Source organism: Paenarthrobacter ureafaciens, from assembly GCF_004028095.1.
Taxonomy (GTDB): domain Bacteria; phylum Actinomycetota; class Actinomycetes; order Actinomycetales; family Micrococcaceae; genus Arthrobacter; species Arthrobacter ureafaciens.
Window position 1 is genome coordinate 2,896,075 of sequence record NZ_SBHM01000007.1, and the last position, 18,609, is coordinate 2,914,683.

Here is an 18,609-nt window from a genome sequence, read left to right on the forward strand (position 1 = left end):
CATGTCCGCTGTTACGTTCCACGATTTCCGCTCCATCCCCGCCCCGGCGCGCATCAGGCTGACGCGGCGCGGCAGGATGGTCTTCTTCGGCATTCCCGCAATGCTCCTCGTTGCCGCCCTCCTCAGCCTGGCGGGCTTCCTCAACTCGCCGGCAAAGGCATCGGACAGCCAGGCGCAGCTTCAGCCTCCTGTCGCAGTGAGCGTGACCGTCCAGCCGGGTCAGTCCCTCTGGGGAATCGCGGGAGCTGCTGCGCCGGAACGTGACCCCCGCGACGTGATTGCGGAAATCATCGAGCTCAATGATCTCCGCGGAGGCCGTATCCAGCCCGGCCAGCAGCTGTTCGTCCCTGCCGGCTAGCCCACCGGAAAGGTTCCCAAGGGCCAGGCTCGGTGTCACAGTTACAGGGCACTTCGGCCGGACCCTTAAACTGTTGTAGTGACTGACCAGCTTGAGCGACTCGACCGACTTCCCCTCCGGACCAACCTGCGTGGACTAAGCCCCTATGGCGCTCCGCAGCTTGATGTCCCGATTTTGCTCAACGTGAACGAAAACACCCATGGTGTTCCTGCCGATGTTCAGGCGGCCATCACCGAAGCCGTCGCGGCGGCGGCCACCGGGCTCAATCGCTACCCGGACCGTGAATTCACCGAACTCCGGGAAGCGCTGGCAGAGTACCTCGGCCATGGACTTACTCCCGGCAACATCTGGGCGGCCAACGGCTCAAACGAAGTTCTGCAGCAGATACTCCAGGCCTTCGGGGGCCCCGGCCGTAAAGCGTTGGGCTTCCCGCCCACGTATTCCATGTATCCGTTGCTTGCCAGCGGAACCGATACCGAATACGTCCTCGGTGTCCGGGCGGATGACTACGGTCTGGATGCAGCCTCAGCGGCCAGGCAGGTCGCCGAAACCGGCGCCAACATCGTCTTCCTTTGCTCCCCGAACAACCCGACGGGTACCGGCCTTGGGCTGGACGTCGTGGAGGCCGTCTATGAAGCGGGTGAAGCCAGCCAGGCAATCGTGATCGTGGACGAGGCCTATCACGAGTTCGCCCACGACAACACCCCGAGCGCCTTGACCCTGTTGCCCGGGAGGGAGCGCTTGATCGTCTCCCGGACCATGAGCAAGGCTTTCGCTCTTGCCGGAGCCCGGTTGGGTTACATGGCAGCTGCTCCCGAGGTGACCGATGCGATCAGGCTTGTCCGCTTGCCCTACCACCTCTCTGCCGTCACGCAGGCTACTGCCCTCGCCGCTCTGCGTCACCGCGAGGCCCTGATGGCCGACGTCGAGGATATCAAGGTGCAGCGGGACCGGATCGTGACAGAGCTCCTTCGAATGGGCCTCAAGCCCGCGGCGTCGGACTCCAACTATGTGTTCTTCGGCGGCTTGGAGAACCCGCACGAGGTATGGCAGGGCTTGCTTGATGCCGGCGTGCTGATCCGGGACGTCGGTATCCCCGGCCACCTGCGCGTCACGGCCGGGACCGAGGCGGAAACCACGGCCTTCCTGGAAGCGCTGGAGTCCCTTCTGGAATCCAAGTAGTCCCTGGCCCAACTAGACTTGTCCATAGATCCACCCCTCTGTTTGAAGGACGTTCCCCCCATGAGCGAAACCGGTTCAACGCCGTCCGCTGCCCGTACCGCGCGCATGGAGCGCACCACCAGCGAATCCTCCGTGCTGGTGGAGATCAACCTCGACGGCTCCGGCGTCTCCGATATCAGCACATCGGTGCCGTTCTACGACCACATGCTAACGGCGTTGTGCAAGCACTCGCTCATCGACATGACCGTGAAGGCTACGGGCGATACCCACATTGATGCCCACCACACGGTGGAAGACGTGGCTATCACTTTCGGAGAGGTCCTGCGCACGGCCTTGGGCAACAAGGCCGGAATCCGTCGTTTCGGCGAAGCCACCGTTCCCCTCGATGAAGCGCTGGCGCACGCGGTCGTGGATGTGTCCGGCAGGCCCTACCTCGTCCACGGCGGCGAGCCGGCCGGGCAGGAATACCACTTGATCGGCGGACACTTCACTGGATCCCTGACACGTCACGTCTTCGAGGCCATCACTCTCCACGCCGGCATCTGCCTCCACATGAACGTCCTGGCCGGTCGGGATCCCCACCACATCGTGGAGGCCCAGTTCAAGGCCTTCGCCCGCGCGCTGCGTGCCGCCGTTGAGTCCGATCCGCGCGTGGAGGGCATACCCTCCACGAAGGGAGCACTATGAGCAACCAGATCCTCAAGGACGGAGCCGTAGCCGATGCCTCGGCTACGGCCAAGCCGGAGTCTCCCGAGGGTAAACCGACAGTTACGGTACTGGACTACGGTTCCGGTAACGTGCGCTCGGCCGTGCGTGCACTCGAACGCGCCGGAGCGCATGTGATCCTCAGCTCCAAGCCGGAAGATGTCCTTAATGCCGACGGCCTGGTGGTCCCCGGTGTGGGTGCCTTCGAAACCGTCATGAAGGAATTGAAGGCCGTTGACGGTATCCGCATGATCGGCCGTCGTGTGGCAGGCGGACGTCCCGTGCTGGGCATTTGCGTTGGCCTCCAGGTCCTGTTCGAGGCAGGCGTGGAGCACGGCACCGAATCCGAAGGCATGGGCGAGTGGCCGGGCAAGGTGGAACTCCTCCCGGCCCCGGTTGTTCCGCACATGGGATGGAACACTGTGGATGTGCCCGAGGGGTCCAGGCTTTTTGACGGCGTGGAAGGCGAACGTTTCTACTTCGTCCACTCCTACGGCGTCCAGGAATGGAACTTCGACGTCGTCCAGCCGCGGATGGCACCACCGAAGGTGACGTGGGCCGAACACGGTGCCCGCTTCATTGCCGCCGTGGAGAACGGGCCGCTGTGCGCTACGCAGTTCCACCCGGAGAAGTCCGGCGACGCCGGGGCACGGTTGCTGCGCAACTGGGTGGACGGCCTGAGGAAGCCGCAGGCCGAAAGCACCGCGCCCGCGGGCAGCGACGGATCCGAAGGCGCCGCCTGAATGTGGTCCGTAGTCCTCATGGGCCTGGCCGGGCTTCTGGTGGGTGGCGGCATTTCCTTCCACCAACAGAAGAAGCCCCGCTGGGTTTCCATATCTTTCTACGTGCTGGCCGGGATGTCCCTGCTCGCTGCGTATCTCCTGACGCTCCCCGGTAAATAAGCCCGCGCTCCCACCAACTGCAAGGACACTCATGACTTCCTCCACCCAGCCCGTACTGGAACTCCTGCCCGCCGTCGACATCGTCGACGGCCAGGCGGTCCGCCTCCTCCAAGGCGAAGCAGGATCCGAAACCAGCTACGGAACGCCGCTGGAAGCTGCCCTGAACTGGCAGGAAGCCGGCGCCGAATGGGTTCACATGGTGGACCTGGATGCCGCGTTCGGACGCGGGAACAACGCCGACCTCATCAGCGAGGTTGTCTCGCAGTTGACGGTAAAGGTGGAACTGTCCGGCGGCCTGCGTGACGACGAATCGCTGGAACGGGCACTCGGCCTCGGAGTGGCCCGGGTCAACCTCGGCACGGCCGCCCTTGAGAACCCGGAGTGGACCCGCCGCGCCATTGAGCGCTTCGGCGACAAGATCGCCGTCGGACTTGATGTCCGCGGAACCACCCTTGCAGGCCGCGGCTGGACCAAAGAGGGCGGTGACCTCTGGGAGGTACTGGGCCGACTGGAAGATGCCGGCTGCGCGCGCTACGTAGTGACCGATGTCACCAAGGACGGCACCTTGCAGGGCCCCAACGTCGACCTCCTGCGCCGAATGGTGGAAAAGACCGGCAAACCGGTGGTTGCCTCGGGCGGCATTTCCAGCCTGGAGGACCTCCGGGTCCTCCGAGAATTGGTCCCGCTGGGCGTTGAGGGCGCGATCGTGGGTAAGGCTCTGTACGCCGGCGCCTTCACCCTGCCCGAAGCCCTGGACGTTGCCGGCCGCCGCTGATGCCGGAAAACCAAGCACCCCGACGCGAACTGCCGGGCCACATCGCCGCGGCACTGGCAGGTGCCGGGGGAGCGACTGATTCCGCAGGGCAACCGTGGGCCGGGCGCAGCCTGAGCGGGGACGCCGCGAAAATCCACAACTTCGAGGACGACGACGGATCAGCCGACGCCGGCTACCTTGCCGCTGTCCGGTCCCTTCTTGACGGTTCGGGCAGCGAGGCGGCCGTCGTTGCATCGCTCGCGACCGCGAGGGTCTTCGTTCCGGTGGTCGCCACGCTCGCCGAGGAAGCTGAAGGGGTGGATGGCCTCCACGCCGACAAGCAGGCCGACATGGCGTTGGTCACCCTCAGGGCGCCGGACGGGCGCACGGCAATGCCCGTGTTCACCTCGTCCGCTGCACTCGAGAAGTGGCATGCGGGGGCACGGCCGGTAGCTGTCTACGCTGCCCGTGCTGCCCTTTCCGCAGTTTCCGAGGATGCCCAGTTGCTGGTCCTGGATCCCGGGTCGGAGTTCACGTTCGTGGTCCGCCGTCCGGCCGTGTGGGCGTTGGCGCAGCAGCGGGACTGGACGCCGTCGTACCAGGATGATCAACTGGAGTCGGCTCTCGCTTCTTCTGCGGCCGCTTTCCCGGCTGTCCGGGGCCTGGAGACCCGGCCCGGTGCCGGAGTCGCCTCATTCACGGCGGACGGACGCCAGGTTGCCGGCGGCGGTGCCGGCCCCGAACTTCGCGTCGTGCTGTACCTCGAGGACGGACTTGACGCAGCGGCCGTGCAGTCCTTGGTGGCCGGATTGAACGAAGCGTGGGCCAACCTGGAATCATTCGCCGAAGGCGTCGATTCCATAGAAGTTAAACTGCAGCGCGCGGCGCAGAAGCCCGGGCTGCACTAACGGCAGTACCCGTTCTCCGGGGACTGCCCCGGGGGAACACGAGGAACCAAGCTGTGAACTTTGCTCTCTACAAAGAGATGCTGGCCAACCGCCCTGTGCGGAGGCTCCTGCTGGTAGGGATGATTGCCCGCATCCCGCACTCGGCAGCGGGCGTGCTGTTGACGCTTCACATCGTCCTCACGTTGGGCCAGGGCTACGCGGCTGCGGGCGCTGCCGCGGCGATCATGACCATCGGCATCGCCCTGGGTGCACCGTGGCGTGGACGCCGCGTGGACATGGTGGGCCTTCGCAAAGCCCTGATCCCTTCGATCGTGTCCGAAGCTGTCATCTGGTCGCTGGTGCCGCACGTGTCGTACGCCTGGCTGTTGCCCCTGGTGTTTGTCGGAGGCCTTTTCACGTTGCCGATCTTCAGTGTGGTACGGCAGTCGCTGGGCGTCATGGTGGACGGCGAGCAGCGCAGGGGAGCGTTCGCCCTGGATTCCATCGCCACGGAACTGGTGTTCATGATTGGCCCCGCGGTGGGTGCCGTCATCGCCACGAGCGGCCTTTCGGCCCTGGGCCTGACCGCGGTAGGCCTGTCCGTCTCAGCCGCGGGACTGTTTCTGATCTGGTTCAACCCGCCCACCCGCAGCGACACGGCATGTAGTCCTGAGGAGTCGGCGGAGCGTGCGGCTGATGAGCTTTCCGCCGCCGAGGCGGCAATGGTTGCCTCGGCGCCCGGCCACGTCCAGGAGGCTGCATCGGAGATGGCCTCCGCGGTGTCCCGAACCGCTGGACTTCGGAGTCGGGTTGCGCGGAACTTCGCGTGGTTCACAGTTTCCGTGGCGGCACTGTTCGCCGTAGCTGCCGGCGCCGGGATGGTCCTGAGTGGTTCGGATGTCAGCATCGTCGGCCTCTTGGAACGCGGCGGCCACGAGAACCAGATCGGCATTGTCTTCTTCTTCTGGTGCGCGGCCTCGGTTGTTGGCGGGCTGGTGTACGGCGCCATGAACCGCCCCATTCCGCCCATGCTCCTGCTGCTGGGGATGGCGGCGTTGACTATTCCCATGGGCTTCGCCACGGACACGTGGTCGCTGGCACTCCTGGCTATCCTGCCGGGTCTGCTGTGTGCTCCGGTGTTGTCTGCGTCATCGGAAAAGGTGGCCGACCTCGTGGACGAGGAGCGGCGTGGCGAGGCCATGGGCTGGTACGGCTCCGCACTGACCGGTGGTGTTGCCTTGGGCGCACCAATGGCGGGCATCTTTATTGACACTGTCGGCCCAGGGGGTGGTTTCGCCGCCGTCGGAATCGGCGGCGTTGTGCTCTGCCTGACCGGACTGCTGCTGCTCTCCCTGCGGCGGCGCGCTGCCCGCGTACCGCGCTGAGCGCCTGCCGGAAGGACGTTTCCGAAGGTTCAGCGTTTGCCGATGACAGCGCAGCCGGGTTAACGACGACGGCGACTCCACCTTGCGAGGTGGGGTCGCCGTCGTCGTGATCAACCTTGTGGGGGAGTCAGTTCACCGGTCCGGTGAACTTCTCGCCCGGGCCCTTGCCCGGGGCATCGGGAATGAGGGAGGCCTCACGGAAGGCCAGTTGAAGGGAACGCAGGCCGTCACGCAACGGTCCGGCATGCTGGGATCCGATCTCGGGAGCGGCGGCGGTCACGAGCCCGGCAAGGGCGGTGATGAGCTTGCGTGCTTCATCGAGGTCCTTGAGGTCTTCGGCATGTGGATCATCGGCCAGGCCCACCTTCACGGCGGCTGCGCTCATGAGGTGTACCGCGCCCGTGGTGATGACCTCCACCGCGGGGACCTCGGCGATGTCTCGGATCTGCTGGGAAACACCGGCGGCGGCGTCGCTGCCGAAGGAGTTCCGGGAATTGCTGTCTTCAGTGCTCATACTGGTAAGCTTGTCACAGACCGACTGGAAGTCGTTATTCAGCATGAGTCCTCCCGCCGCGTGAATGTGCGCTTGGCGGGTTATTTCTGTAGAATTGACTTTCAGTTTGCAAGCGGAGTTCTCTCCCACCCGCGTCAGCCGTTTTCCTTCGGGAACCAGAGGTTGCCGGGTACCTGGTCGGACATTTCCGGGCACTGCCCTGAAATGCGTAGCCCCCTTATGTGGGGGACTGCTCCCGATCTTCGAGGCCTTCGATTGCACCGGCAATTGGAGGCCTTCTCTTTTTGCCGGCGAACTCACCACAACCACAGGAGCTTTAACATTAGCGAGCCAAGAATCAATGAGCGTATCCGCGTCCCCGAGGTGCGGCTGGTCGGCCCTGCCGGCGAACAGGTAGGAATTGTCCGTATCGAGGACGCCCTGCGTCTGGCTGCGGAGTCCGATCTCGATCTCGTTGAAGTTGCCCCGCAGGCTAAGCCCCCTGTTTGCAAGTTGATGGACTTCGGCAAGTACAAGTACGAGGCCGCAGTGAAGGCGCGCGAGGCCCGCAAGAACCAGACCAACACGGTTCTCAAGGAAATCCGTTTCCGCCTGAAGATCGACAAGCACGACTACGAAACCAAGCGTGGGCATGCCCTCCGCTTCCTCGGTGCCGGAGACAAGGTCAAGGCCATGATCCAGTTCCGTGGCCGCGAGCAGCAGCGTCCCGAGATGGGCATCCGCCTCCTGCAGCGCTTCGCTGAAGACGTTGCCGAGGTCGGCGTTGTGGAGTCTAGCCCGCGCATCGATGGCCGCAACATGGTCATGGTGATCGGTCCGCTGAAGAACAAGGCCGAAGCCAAGGCAGAAGCGCGGCGCGCTGCCCAGCGTGCCGAGGCCAAGGCCCAGAACGAAGCCAAGGCAGCTGCCCGCGTGGATACCTCCGGCGGCCAGGCTCCGATGACCCAGTCCCTCGGAGACCTTCTGCCCGAAGGCCTCCGGTCGGCCGGTGAAGAGCCGGTGCAGGAAACCGAAGCTCCGGTAGTTGAGGCTCCGGCAGTTGAGGAAGCCGCCCCGGCTGTGGCCGAGGAAGCTCCCGCAGCTGAAGCCCCGGTCGAGGAAGCCCCTGCAGTAGAAGCACCTGCAGCGGAAGCCCCCGTTGAGGAAGCCGCCCCGGCTGTGGCCGAGGAAGCTCCCGCAGCTGAGGCCCCGGCCCAGGAAGCACCCAAGCCGGCTGTTCCGGCGGCGCCGAAGCCTGCCGTTCCGGCAGCGCCGAAGCCGATGGCCAAGCCTGCAGCTCCGAAGCCGGCAGCACGCCCGGCGGCTCCCAAGGCCACGCCGAAGCCTGCATCACGCAAGACCAACTAGTTCGACGCCCTTGGAGCTTTGCTTCCAAGGGCAAGCAACCAGCACGCCGGCCCTCGTAGGCCGGCTGCACGAAAGAACTGCGGATACTGTCCGCGGAGACGTAAGGAGATCGGTTCCCATGCCGAAGATGAAGACCCACAGCGGTGCTAAGAAGCGCTTCAAGCTGACCGGTACCGGCAAGCTGAAGCGCCAGCAGGCCAACCGCCGCCACTACCTTGAGCACAAGGCTTCCACGCTGACCCGTCGCCTTGCAGGCGACAAGATCGTCTTCAAGGGCGATGCCAAGGTCATCAAGAAGATGCTCGGCGTCTAAGTTCCAAGTTCTTCGGCGGCTGCCAACCGGCAGTTGCCAACTACACCAAAAGCCTTCTCAGGCCCGCCGGGAATTCCGGTAGTAGCAGCTTGGGATAAAGATTTCTGAAGGAGTACGCACGTGGCACGTGTGAAGCGGGCGGTCAACGCCCACAAGAAGCGCCGGGTTGTCCTCGAACGCGCCAAGGGTTACCGCGGTCAGCGTTCGCGCCTTTACCGTAAGGCAAAAGAGCAGCTGCTGCACTCGTTTGTTTACAGCTACGGCGACCGCCGCAAGCGCAAGGGTGACTTCCGTCGCCTCTGGATCCAGCGCATCAACGCTGCATCCCGCGCCAACGGCCTCACCTACAACCGCCTGATCCAGGGCCTCAAGGCCGCTGAGGTTGAGGTTGACCGCCGCATGCTGGCAGAACTTGCCGTGTCCGATGCCAACGCTTTCACCGCTCTGGTGAACGTTGCCAAGGCTGCACTGCCGTCCGACACCTCCGCTCCGGCCGCCAAGGCTGAAGTTGCTGCTCCCAAGGCAGCCAAGGTTGCTCCGGCCGCCGCTACCGCTACGGCTGTCAAGGCTGTTGTTTCCGAGAAGCCGGCCATCGACGGTGCTGTTGCTGCCGTTGACGGCGAAGGTGCTCCGGAGGGTTACGCCATCAAGGGCAACGCCGAGTCCAAGAAGTACCACGTTCCGGGTTCCACCTGGTACGACAACACCGCTGCTGAGTACTGGTTCTCCACCGTTGAAGCTGCAAAGGCTGCAGGCTTTGAGCCTGCCGGTGGCGAAGCACGCCAGCAGATCAAGAACTAGTCGCAACTGCCACTAAAGTTCTTTATATGAACGAAACCGGGCGCCCGCAAGATTTTCCGATGACCAACCCCCGAGCCGATCGGGTGAAGGATGTCGCGAAGCTTGCCGGGCGCCCGGCGCGTTTAAAGCGGAAGAGGTTCCTCGCAGAGGGTCCCCAGGCCGTACGGGAGGCTCTGACGCTGCACCGTGAGCGGCTCGCCTCAGGGGGCGCCGCCGTCGTCCATGAGGTCTTTGCCAGTGAAGCGTGTCTGGACCGGCTGCCGGAACTTGCCGATCTTGCCAAGGGCACCCTGCTTCGCCTCGCGAGCGATGAGGTCCTGTCCGCCATGGCGGACACCGTGAACCCCCAGGGGATCGTTGCGGTGTGCAGCTTCGTGGACGTGCCCCTTGAGGAAGTGCTCGACGCCGGTCCACGCCTCCTCGCCGTGATGTGCCAGGTGCGGGACCCCGGCAATGCCGGCACAGTACTGCGCGCAGCAGACGCTGCGGGGGCCGACGCGGTGATCCTCACGGGATCAAGCGTGGACATCTACAATCCCAAGGCCGTCCGGTCCACCGCGGGGTCTTTGTTCCACCTCCCGGTGGTGCTGGGTGCTGACGTGGAGCAAGTGGTGGCCTTGTGCAAGGCCCGGGGGATCGGCATCCTGGCCGCTGATGGTTACGGCACCGTCAACCTGGACAAGCTGCAGGATGAGAATGCAGCCCGTCGCCTGGGCAATACCGACGTAGCATCCGACTACGCGCTGGAAGCGCCCACCGCCTGGCTCTTCGGGAATGAGGCACAGGGACTCTCCGACGCCGAGCTGGCCTTGGCTGACCACAGGGTTGCTGTGCCGGTCTACGGGGCGGCAGAGAGCTTGAACCTGGGTACTGCAGCTACCGTCTGCCTCTACGCCAGCGCCCGCTCCCAGCAAGATGCCGGGGTTCGGAGGCCCTAAGGCTCAGGCCAGGGGCTTCCTGCGTTCCACGAGCCCGCTGATCACGGCTACGCCCAGGCCGAGAACGGCGAGCACTGCACCGACCAGCGCCGGTGCCACGTAGCCCCATCCCCAGGCGATGACGGTGCCGCCGAGGAAAGCTCCCAGGGCGTTGGCGATGTTGAGCGCGGAATGGTTCAAAGAGGACGCCAGGGAAGCCGCGCCGGGGGCGGCGTCGAGGAGCCGCGTCTGCAGGGCGGGAGTCAGCATGGAGCCGATGCCACCGACGACGAAGGCCATGAGGAACGCGGACCAGGCCCAGTTGGCCGCAATCGCGTAGACCACCAAGGCAACAGCGATGCCCGGCATCACGAAGTAGATGGTGCCCATGACGGACCGGTCGGCGATGCGCCCGCCGATGATGTTGCCCACCACCATACCCACGCCATACAGGGCGACGACTGCGGGTATGAAGTTCTCCGGTATGCCTGCGACGCTGGTCATGGTGTGGGCGATGTAGGTGTAGACGGCAAAGAACCCGCCAAAGCCGATGATGCCGATCAGCAGTGCCAGCCAGACTTGCAGCCGCTTGAGGGCGCCGAGTTCGCGACGGATGCTCGCCTCCGGATGTACGGGTTCGAAGGGCACGAATTTCCAGACCATTGCCACCGTGCCGAGGCCGATGGCCCCCACGATGACGAACAGCAGCCGCCACCCGAACGTCTGACCAACCCACGTGGCCAGCGGGACGCCGATGACGTTGGAGACGGTCAGCCCGGCCATGACCATGGAAATCGCCCAGCCGCGCTTGGTGGGCGCCACGAGGCTCGCTGCAATCACGGCCGCGACGCCGAAGAAGGCGCCGTGGGGTAGTCCCGAGGCGAAGCGCGACACCAGCATCAGCCCGTAGTCGGGAGCGATGAAGGACGTCAGGTTGGCCACCGAGAGGAACAGCATGAGACCGAGGGCCAGGTGCTTCCTTGGCAGTTTGGCGCCGAAGGCCGCAAAGACCGGCGCTCCTATGACCACGCCAAGGGCGTAGGCGGAGATCAGGTTGCCGGCCTCGGGGGTGCTGATCGCAAGCCCTTCTTCAACTTCCTTCAGCAGGCCCATCATGGCGAACTCTGTGGTGCCGATGGCGAATCCGCCCATGGCCAGCGACAGTATGGCCAGACCAAGGTGGTGTTTGGCGGATCGCTGGACGGGTGGAGACATGGTTGTAGTCATGAGCCTGCTTCTTGAGGGTGCCTTGGGGCCTGGGAAAGTGGAGAAAGTCCAGAGTCAAGCTTAGTGCTCCGGAGGGTTCGCAGCCGTGTTATGTGATAATCCCCATGGACCCGGCCACCCTAGACTGGTGCGGTGACTGCAATGATCAATGTCGTGGGGGCGGCCGTCGTCGACTCCTTGGAACAACCCTCCAGGCTGTTGGCCGCCCGGCGTACCGCGCCGCCTAAATTCGCCGGGATGTGGGAGTTCCCCGGCGGAAAAGTCGAGGCGGGCGAATCCGCTGAGGCTGCCCTGCATCGCGAACTGGGCGAGGAACTGGGCATCACCGTGCGTCTTGGCCGTGAAGTGGACTCCGGAAGTCCATCCGGCTGGCCACTGAACGAGCAGGCGGTGATGCGGGTCTGGTTCGCGGAAGTGTCAGAGGGGGAGCCGCAACCGCTCGAGGATCATGACGAGCTCCGCTGGGTGCGTCTTGACGGGCATGAGGAGGTCATGGAGCTTCCATGGATCCCCGCGGATCTACCCATTGTCCGGGCCTTGCTGGACCGGGTCGCAGCGGCGGGCTAGCCACGGCGCAGGCGGGGTTGTCTGCAAAAACTGGCGTTCTAGAACAGCGGCTGTTGGTCCGGGGTGTGTGCAGCCTGATGCTCGGCATCAGTGCGGCTGGAAGCCGCCGGTTTGGCGTTCCGGTGACTGAATCCGGACGTGCCCTTGAATCCGTACTTCGCCTTGAAGTAATTGATCCGACCGGACAACCACACCCGGTAGTCTTTCGGGGCGTAAGCGCCTTGACCGTAGAGGCGGCGGTAGCGGCCCACCAGCTCCGGATGGTTGGCGGCGAGCCATTTCAGATACCACTCGCGGGTGCCTGGCTTGAGGTAGAGGGCGCCGGCTGTGACCCCGGTGGCACCGGCAGCCGCCAGTTCCGAAAAAAGGGAGTCGAGTGCTTCATCGGAGTCGGTCAGCCATGGAAGGATCGGCATCGCCATGACGCCGCAGCCCAGGCCGGCGTCGCGCAGCCTTGCTATGAGCTTAAGGCGTGCCCGGGGCGACGGCGTTCCAGGCTCCATCAGTTCGGCGAGGTCCGAGTTGGTCATTGCGAGTGAGATCCCAAGGTCCACCGGAACCTGGGCTGCTGCGTGCTTGAGGAGGGGAATGTCCCTTGCCAGGAGGGTGCCCTTGGTCAGAATCGAGAACGGCGTGCCGGAGTCGGCCAGGGCACGGATAATTCCCGGCATCAACGCGTACCGGCCCTCGGCACGCTGGTAGGGGTCGGTGTTGGTCCCCAGCGCAACCTGATGCCGCTGCCATGACGGCTTCGCCAACTCCTTGCGCAGCACCTCTGCTGCGTTGATCTTCACCACCACTTGGGAATCAAAGTCCCGGCCGGAGTCGAAATCCAGGTAGGTGTGGGTCTTGCGGGCAAAGCAATAAACGCAGGCATGGCTGCAGCCACGGTAAGGATTGACGGTCCATTCGAAGGGCATGTTTGAACCGGATGGCACCTTGTTGAGCACTGACTTGGCGGTGACCTCGTGGAAGGTGACTCCGGAAAACTCGGGTGTTGAGATGGAACGCACCAGCCCGGCCAGTGGCAGCAGGGCATCCGTGACCGGGGCAGGGCCTGGAGTTCCGCCGTCACTGTTCCCGGACAAGCCGTCACTGGTAGGTGAAAGTGCTTGTGCGTTCCATCTCATGGGTTAAATTCGAAGGTATGTTCGAATTTAAGTCAAGCGTCCGCAGGAGCATCCCCGGGTTGCTACTGTTGCCCCATGATCCTCCTGACCGGGTTCGAACCCTTTGGCGGCGATTCCGTGAATCCTTCCTGGCAGGCAGTAGGGGGCGCGGCTGCGTTGCTGCGCGGCGACGGCCTTGATGTTGAGACTCTGGAGTTGCCGTGCGTGTTCGGCGAATCGGCGCGCGTCCTGGAGGCAACCATTGATGCGATCCACCCCCGGATTGTCGTGGCCGTAGGACTGGCCGGAGGCCGTTCACGGATGTCCCTTGAACGCGTGGCCATCAACGTCGATGACGCGCGAATACCGGATAACCAAGGCAACAGGCCCATCGACCAGGACATAGTCCGGGGCGGGCCGGCGGCATACTTCACCACCTTGCCCATCAAAGCGGCCCTGCGGAACCTGCAGATTGAGGGCATCAGGGCGGAGGTCTCGCAGACGGCCGGGACCTACGTCTGCAACCACGTGTTCTACTCGCTCATGAAGACGGCGGCAGGGAAGACCGGAATCCGGGCGGGCTTTATCCATGTTCCCTACCTGCCGGAGCAGGTGCTTAACGGCAGCAGCATCCCCACCATGGCCCTGGATGACATGGTGCGGGGGATTTCCGTGGTTGTCCGCACTGCCCTTCAAACTACGGTTGATGAGCAGTTTGCTGCCGGGGCGATCCACTAAGCCTTAGCCGGCTACCAAGTCCCATTCCACCCTGACACTTGCGGACACCGACGATGTGCCGGCCTCCACGGGCAGTGTCTCGGCAGCGTAGGCACGTACCAGCCCACCCACCGGGACGGGTGCGCCGGCCGGTGCCTGCTCTGAAACGGAGATGACCCCGCCGAGCTCAGCTCCCGCCAGCCGTGCGTAGCGCTGTGCTTTGGCCAAGGCATCGGACCAGGCAGCTTGCTGCGCTGAAGCGATCAGGCCTGACGCATCGGCGAAGCCCTGTTCAAGGCCGTTGATCCTGATGGCGTCGCCGCCTGCGGCAACCGCAGAAGCGATGACGGCGGGAGCGCTTGATGGTGAGCGGAGGCCCACGTGCAGGGCCGCCGTGGCCACGTAGCCCGTCACCTTCTGTCCCTGGCCTTCGGCCCACACCGAATCCGCGCGAAGATTGAGTCCGCTCGTGCGCAGATCGGCCTCCAGTACCCCCTCGGAGCGCAACGCTGCGGCAACAGCGGTGGCGGCAGCTCCGGCGTCGGAATAGGCCCTTTCCGCCGTGTCACGGCGGGTCTCGACTCCGAGCGTCAATGTCACGGTGTCCGGAGTTGCCGAAGCACTTCCCGTTCCCGTTACCGTCATGGTGCGTTTCATGCTGCCTCGATTCCTTCTCCGGCATGCCGGTGTTGGCCAGGAGGGCTGATGTAGCCGCCGGCCTCAAGTCCGGCCTGGCGTTCGAAGATATTGGCCAAGCCCGGGTTGCCCGTACGCAGTACGGACCAGCAGGCAGCCGCCCCGTAGAAGACCAGGAAGGGCAGGCCCAGGCAGTAGGCGTACTGGGTGCTGTGACGTTCCTCGTGGCCAAGCAACACTTCGTTGCGGCCGGCTACGTCGCGACCAGCCCTGTAGAGGACGACGTTCCCCATGGTGAAAGCCCCCGCCTTGGGAAGTTTCCATGCATAGTCGGAAGCGATGATCAGTCCGCGTGGACCGGGACGCCGCGGCGACTTGGACGCGACCGCTATCACCAGGCCCAGCGGCGTGCTGAGATTGACGACGTTCGCGATCTGGCGCAGGCGCTGCCCGGGAGTCATGAAGCCATGCTAACCCCCGGGCCTTGCCCGGCAGCAGGGCAAAGACCGGCAAGGCGGAGCGGTTCAACTAGACTGGAAGGCGGTGTTCGCCATGTGGCGTCCACCACCGTTTGTCCTGCAGCCGCCACGCCGGCCGCTTCCGACTCGTAGCTAAGAACAGTAGATGACTGACACTTTGCCAGGCGCCGCCGTCCCGAACCCTCTGGACGAAGCCGCCATCACCGCTGCCGTTGAGGACGCCCTAGCAGCCATTGCCGGCGCAACCTCCCTCGAAGAACTCAAGGCCGTCCGCCTCGCGCACACCGGCGAGAAGTCGCCGCTCAGCCTTGCCAACCGCGAAATCGGCGGCTTGGCGAAGGAACACAAAGCGGCCGCCGGCAAGCTGCTGGGCTCCTCCCGGGGTCGCGTCAACCAGGCGCTCGCAGCCCGCAACGAGGTCCTCGAAGCGGAGAATGACGCCCGCATCCTGGTGGAAGAGACAGTAGACGTCACCGCCGCTCCGCGCCGCCGTCGCGCAGGCGCCCGCCATCCTCTGTCCACGCTGCAGGACCGCGTCTCGGACATCTTCGTCGGGATGGGCTGGGAAATCGCCGAAGGCCCGGAGGTGGAGTCCGAGTGGTTCAACTTCGACGCCTTGAACTTCAAGCCGGACCACCCTGCCCGCGAGATGCAGGACACGTTCTTCGTGGAGCCGCCGGAGGCGCATCTCCTCATGCGCACCCACACCTCACCGGTGCAGGTGCGTTCCATGCTGGAGCGCGAGGTTCCCATCTACGTGCTCTGCCCCGGAAAGGTGTTCCGGACCGACGAGCTCGATGCGACCCACACGCCGGTGTTCCACCAGTTCGAGGGCCTGGCCATCGACAAGAACCTCAGCATGGCGGACTTGCGCGGAACGTTGGAGCACTTCGCCCGGCAGATGTTCGGCGACGAAGCTTCCATCCGCCTGCGCCCCAACTACTTCCCCTTCACGGAGCCTTCGGCGGAGCTGGACATCTGGCACCCGGGCGCCAAGGGTGGCCCGCAATGGATTGAGTGGGGCGGCTGCGGCATGGTCAATCCCAACGTCCTCCGGGCAGCAGGCATCGACCCGGAAGTCTATTCAGGTTTTGCCTTCGGCATGGGCATCGAGCGCACCCTCATGTTCCGCAACGAGGTTGGCGACATGCGCGACATGATCGAAGGCGACGTACGTTTCAGCGAGCACTTCGGGATGGAGATCTAACAGTGCGTATCCCACTTTCCTGGTTGCGCGAGTTCGCACAGGTACCGGCCGATGCTACGGCCGAAGACGTCATGGCTGACCTGGTGAGGGTCGGCTTCGAAGAAGAAGAGGTCCACCGGCCCACGGACACCCTGAAGGGGCCGGTCGTCGTCGGGCAGGTGCTCAGCCTGGTCAAGGAACCGCAGAGCAACGGCAAGACCATCAACTGGTGCCAGGTCCGGGTCGTTCCCGAAGGGCAGGAACAGACCCTCACCGGCAAGGGCATCGATCCCTCCGGCGTCCAGGGCATTGTTTGCGGCGCGCACAATTTCGTGGAGGGGGACAAGGTTGTTGTGACCCTGCCGGGCGCCGTGCTGCCCGGGGACTTCCACATCTCTGCCCGCAAGACCTACGGTCACATGTCTGCTGGAATGATCGCTTCGGTCCGCGAGCTGGGCATCGGCGACGACCACGACGGCATCCTGGTGCTGTCCCGGATCGGTTTGGACCCGGAAATCGGAACCGACGCAATGGAACTGCTCGGCCTGTACGACCAAGCAGCGGAAATCAACGTCACTCCCGACCGCGGTTATGCCTTTTCCATCCGTGGAGTGGCCCGCGAATACGCCCACGCCACGGGTACCGCCTTCACGGATCCGGCATCCAGGGTCAACGCACCTGCCGGGCTCCAAGGCGGATACGGCGTCAAGCTCAACGACGACGCTCCAATCTACGGCAAGCCCGGCTGCGACCGGTTCGTGGCACGGACTGTCCGGGGTGTGGACCCCACGCGTCCCACGCCGCCGTGGATGGCATCCCGGCTTCGTCTGGCCGGCATCCGGAGCATCTCCCTGCCGGTGGACATCTCCAACTACGTCATGTTGGAACTCGGCCAGCCGAACCACTGCTACGACCTGGACAAGCTGTCCGGTGACATCGTCGTGCGGCGTGCCGTAGCCGGTGAGAAGATCACCACGCTCGATGACAAGGAGCGGACCCTCCACCCCGAGGATCTGCTGATCACCGACGATTCCGGTGCGATCGGCATTGCCGGTGTCATGGGCGGCGCCCACACCGAGGTGTCGGATTCCACCACCAGCATCCTGGTGGAAGCGGCACACTTCGACGAGGTTTCGATTGCCCGCTCCCGCCGCCGGCACAAGCTGCCGTCCGAGGCTTCCAAGCGCTTCGAACGCGGCGTGGACTGGCACGTGGCCGACGTCGCCGCCCAGCGCGTCGTGGACCTGCTGGTGGAACTGGCCGGCGGCACCGCTGACGCGACCGGGACGGACGTCGGAACCGCGCCGGACGCCGTCACCATCGAACTGCCTGCCGACTATGCCTCGAAGCGGATCGGCATCGATTTCACGGAGGAGCAGGTCACCACTTCCCTCGTTGACCTTGGCGCCACCGTGGAAAAGAACGACGGCGGCTACCGGGTTACGGCTCCAAGCTGGCGCCACGACCTCGAAACCAAGGAAGACCTGTCCGAGGAAGTCGCCCGTCTGGTCGGTTATGACAACATTCCCGCCACCTTGCCGGTGGCACCTCCGGGCCGTGGCCTGAGCCGGACCCAGCAGCAGAAGCGTCGCGTGGTGCAGGCCCTGGCAGATGCAGGCCTGACTGAGGTTCTGTCCTACCCGTTCGTCTCCAAGGCCGCCAACGATACCTTCGGGGTAGCCGAGGAAGGCGCCGAACGGCCGGCACTGAAGCTCGCCAACCCGATCAGCGAAGAGCAGGGTTTCCTTCGCACGTCGATCCTGCCGGGACTGATCGAGGTCGCACGCCGGAACCACTCGCGGGGCTTCCGCGACGTAGCGTTGTACGAGGCCGGTTCGGTGTTCTTGCCGGAAGGGAAAATCGGTACCGAAAGCATCCCGCCGTTGGGCGTCAGGCCTGCGGATGAGGTTCTGGAGGGATTGTTCGACGGCGTTCCCCACCAGCCGCTGCACATCGCGGCGGTCCTGACCGGCCATGATTCGCCGGCTGCCGCGACGCACACGCCGCGTGCCTGGGACTGGGCCGATGCCTTGGATGTTGCGCGGCTGATTGCCGACGTCCTTGGGGTTGAGCTGGTAGTCAGCCAGGGCAGCCACCAGGCCTTCCACCCGGGCCGGGCTGCCCGTCTGGCACTGCGCAGCGGTGACGTCGTGGGCTACGCCGGCGAACTGCACCCCAAGCTTTTGGCCGCCCACGACATGCCTGCGCGCTCCGTGGCGATGGAGATCAACGTCGAAGCGCTCTTTGAGGCTGCTGCTGACGTGATCGTCGCCAAGCACATCTCGGGCTTCCCCGTGGCCACCCAGGATGTGGCCTTGGTGGTCCCGCAGGATGTGCCCGCCGATGACGTCCTTGCCGCGCTTCGGGAGGGCGCAGGAGTGCTGCTGGAAGACGTGGCACTGTTCGATGTCTACTCGGGGCCGGGCATCGAAGAGGGTAAGAAGTCTTTGGCCTTCGGACTGCGCTTCCGCGCTGATGACCGTACCCTGACGGCAGATGAAGCTTCAGAGGCCCGGTCAGCTGCGGTGGCTGTTGCTGCCGAACGCTGTGGAGCCGTCCAGCGCTAGCAGTGCTGTCAGGGAAGTGAAAGGCCCTGACAACCGTTCCGTTATGGATTCGGTTG

21 protein-coding genes are annotated in these 18,609 nt (G+C 64.6%); 16 read left to right on the forward strand and 5 right to left on the reverse strand.

The genetic code is table 11. The annotated features are described in order from the left end of the window. Position 1: 1 nt before the first annotated feature. From AUR_RS17580 to AUR_RS17610, 8 genes are all read left to right on the forward strand, one after another. A complete protein-coding gene (locus tag AUR_RS17580; RefSeq protein WP_062096001.1) occupies positions 2 to 358 on the forward strand; it encodes a LysM peptidoglycan-binding domain-containing protein in 357 nt (118 codons plus the stop codon). Between the two features lie 78 nt (positions 359 to 436). After that, positions 437 to 1,540 carry a histidinol-phosphate transaminase gene (locus AUR_RS17585; RefSeq protein WP_031217151.1) on the forward strand — a complete coding sequence of 368 codons (1,104 nt, stop codon included), beginning with the start codon at positions 437 to 439 and terminating at the stop codon, positions 1,538 to 1,540. 60 nt (positions 1,541 to 1,600) lie between these two features. After that, on the forward strand, positions 1,601 to 2,227 hold the full coding sequence (hisB, locus tag AUR_RS17590; protein ID WP_021474318.1) for an imidazoleglycerol-phosphate dehydratase HisB: 627 nt from the start codon (positions 1,601 to 1,603) through the stop codon (positions 2,225 to 2,227). Next, positions 2,224 to 2,988: an imidazole glycerol phosphate synthase subunit HisH gene (hisH, locus tag AUR_RS17595; RefSeq protein ID WP_021474317.1), complete on the forward strand. Its 765-nt coding sequence runs from the start codon at positions 2,224 to 2,226 to the stop codon at positions 2,986 to 2,988. The genes hisB and hisH overlap by 4 nt, the downstream gene beginning before the upstream one ends. After that, on the forward strand, positions 2,989 to 3,147 hold the full coding sequence (locus AUR_RS20350; protein WP_021474316.1) for a hypothetical protein: 159 nt from the start codon (positions 2,989 to 2,991) through the stop codon (positions 3,145 to 3,147). A 31-nt stretch (positions 3,148 to 3,178) separates the two neighbouring features. Continuing rightward, complete coding sequence (gene priA / locus AUR_RS17600; RefSeq protein ID WP_062096003.1) at positions 3,179 to 3,922, forward strand: bifunctional 1-(5-phosphoribosyl)-5-((5-phosphoribosylamino)methylideneamino)imidazole-4-carboxamide isomerase/phosphoribosylanthranilate isomerase PriA; 744 nt, start codon at positions 3,179 to 3,181, stop codon at positions 3,920 to 3,922. Further along, positions 3,922 to 4,809, forward strand: a complete 888-nt coding sequence (locus AUR_RS17605; RefSeq protein ID WP_062096005.1) for an SseB family protein — start codon at positions 3,922 to 3,924, stop codon at positions 4,807 to 4,809. Before priA ends, AUR_RS17605 begins: the two co-directional genes overlap by 1 nt. 53 nt (positions 4,810 to 4,862) lie before the next feature. After that, positions 4,863 to 6,173, forward strand: a complete 1,311-nt coding sequence (locus AUR_RS17610) for an MFS transporter (protein ID WP_062096007.1) — start codon at positions 4,863 to 4,865, stop codon at positions 6,171 to 6,173. 127 nt (positions 6,174 to 6,300) lie between these two features. On the opposite strand, the gene AUR_RS17615 is transcribed toward AUR_RS17610, so the two are convergent. Then, the gene (locus AUR_RS17615; protein WP_031217149.1) at positions 6,301 to 6,687 is read right to left on the reverse strand and encodes a DUF1844 domain-containing protein; all 387 of its coding nucleotides are present in this window, start codon (positions 6,685 to 6,687) and stop codon (positions 6,301 to 6,303) included. Positions 6,688 to 7,050: 363 nt separating this feature from the next. Between AUR_RS17615 and infC the strand changes: the two genes are divergently transcribed. The 4 genes from infC to AUR_RS17635 all read left to right on the forward strand — a co-directional run bounded on the left by infC (position 7,051) and on the right by AUR_RS17635 (position 10,086). Next, positions 7,051 to 8,034, forward strand: a complete 984-nt coding sequence (infC, locus tag AUR_RS17620) for a translation initiation factor IF-3 (protein WP_021474311.1) — start codon at positions 7,051 to 7,053, stop codon at positions 8,032 to 8,034. A 118-nt stretch (positions 8,035 to 8,152) separates the two neighbouring features. Then, entirely contained in the window at positions 8,153 to 8,347 is a 195-nt protein-coding gene (gene rpmI, locus AUR_RS17625) for a 50S ribosomal protein L35 (protein WP_021474310.1), read from the forward strand. 120 nt (positions 8,348 to 8,467) lie between these two features. After that, positions 8,468 to 9,148, forward strand: a complete 681-nt coding sequence (gene rplT, locus AUR_RS17630) for a 50S ribosomal protein L20, sunset domain variant (protein ID WP_021474309.1) — start codon at positions 8,468 to 8,470, stop codon at positions 9,146 to 9,148. Between the two features lie 26 nt (positions 9,149 to 9,174). Continuing rightward, positions 9,175 to 10,086: a TrmH family RNA methyltransferase gene (locus tag AUR_RS17635; protein WP_021474308.1), complete on the forward strand. Its 912-nt coding sequence runs from the start codon at positions 9,175 to 9,177 to the stop codon at positions 10,084 to 10,086. A 3-nt stretch (positions 10,087 to 10,089) separates the two neighbouring features. Here AUR_RS17635 and AUR_RS17640 read toward each other — a convergent pair whose 3' ends face one another. After that, positions 10,090 to 11,292 carry an MFS transporter gene (locus tag AUR_RS17640; RefSeq protein ID WP_062096011.1) on the reverse strand — a complete coding sequence of 401 codons (1,203 nt, stop codon included), beginning with the start codon at positions 11,290 to 11,292 and terminating at the stop codon, positions 10,090 to 10,092. A gap of 132 nt (positions 11,293 to 11,424) precedes the next feature. On the opposite strand from AUR_RS17640, the gene AUR_RS17645 reads away from it, so the two are divergent. Continuing rightward, positions 11,425 to 11,859 carry a (deoxy)nucleoside triphosphate pyrophosphohydrolase gene (locus AUR_RS17645; protein WP_031217146.1) on the forward strand — a complete coding sequence of 145 codons (435 nt, stop codon included), beginning with the start codon at positions 11,425 to 11,427 and terminating at the stop codon, positions 11,857 to 11,859. Between the two features lie 38 nt (positions 11,860 to 11,897). On the opposite strand, the gene AUR_RS17650 is transcribed toward AUR_RS17645, so the two are convergent. Continuing rightward, on the reverse strand, positions 11,898 to 12,989 hold the full coding sequence (locus AUR_RS17650) for an Rv2578c family radical SAM protein (protein ID WP_043426296.1): 1,092 nt from the start codon (positions 12,987 to 12,989) through the stop codon (positions 11,898 to 11,900). 75 nt (positions 12,990 to 13,064) lie between these two features. Here AUR_RS17650 and pcp point away from each other — a divergent pair, with 75 nt between their 5' ends. Further along, complete coding sequence (pcp, locus tag AUR_RS17655) at positions 13,065 to 13,706, forward strand: pyroglutamyl-peptidase I (protein WP_021474304.1); 642 nt, start codon at positions 13,065 to 13,067, stop codon at positions 13,704 to 13,706. Positions 13,707 to 13,709: 3 nt separating this feature from the next. Here the strand turns inward: pcp and AUR_RS17660 are convergent, their stop codons facing one another. Both AUR_RS17660 and AUR_RS17665 read right to left on the reverse strand, forming a co-directional pair. Further along, positions 13,710 to 14,342 carry an SIMPL domain-containing protein gene (locus AUR_RS17660; RefSeq protein WP_021474303.1) on the reverse strand — a complete coding sequence of 211 codons (633 nt, stop codon included), beginning with the start codon at positions 14,340 to 14,342 and terminating at the stop codon, positions 13,710 to 13,712. Beyond that, the gene (locus tag AUR_RS17665; protein ID WP_021474302.1) at positions 14,339 to 14,782 is read right to left on the reverse strand and encodes a hypothetical protein; all 444 of its coding nucleotides are present in this window, start codon (positions 14,780 to 14,782) and stop codon (positions 14,339 to 14,341) included. The genes AUR_RS17660 and AUR_RS17665 overlap by 4 nt, the downstream gene beginning before the upstream one ends. Before the next feature lie 163 nt (positions 14,783 to 14,945). On the opposite strand from AUR_RS17665, the gene pheS reads away from it, so the two are divergent. Then, complete coding sequence (gene pheS / locus AUR_RS17670; protein ID WP_062096013.1) at positions 14,946 to 16,007, forward strand: phenylalanine--tRNA ligase subunit alpha; 1,062 nt, start codon at positions 14,946 to 14,948, stop codon at positions 16,005 to 16,007. 2 nt (positions 16,008 to 16,009) lie between these two features. Beyond that, positions 16,010 to 18,553 (forward strand): phenylalanine--tRNA ligase subunit beta, encoded by a 2,544-nt coding sequence (gene pheT, locus AUR_RS17675; protein ID WP_062096015.1) that lies wholly within the window; start codon positions 16,010 to 16,012, stop codon positions 18,551 to 18,553. Positions 18,554 to 18,609: the final 56 nt, after the last annotated feature.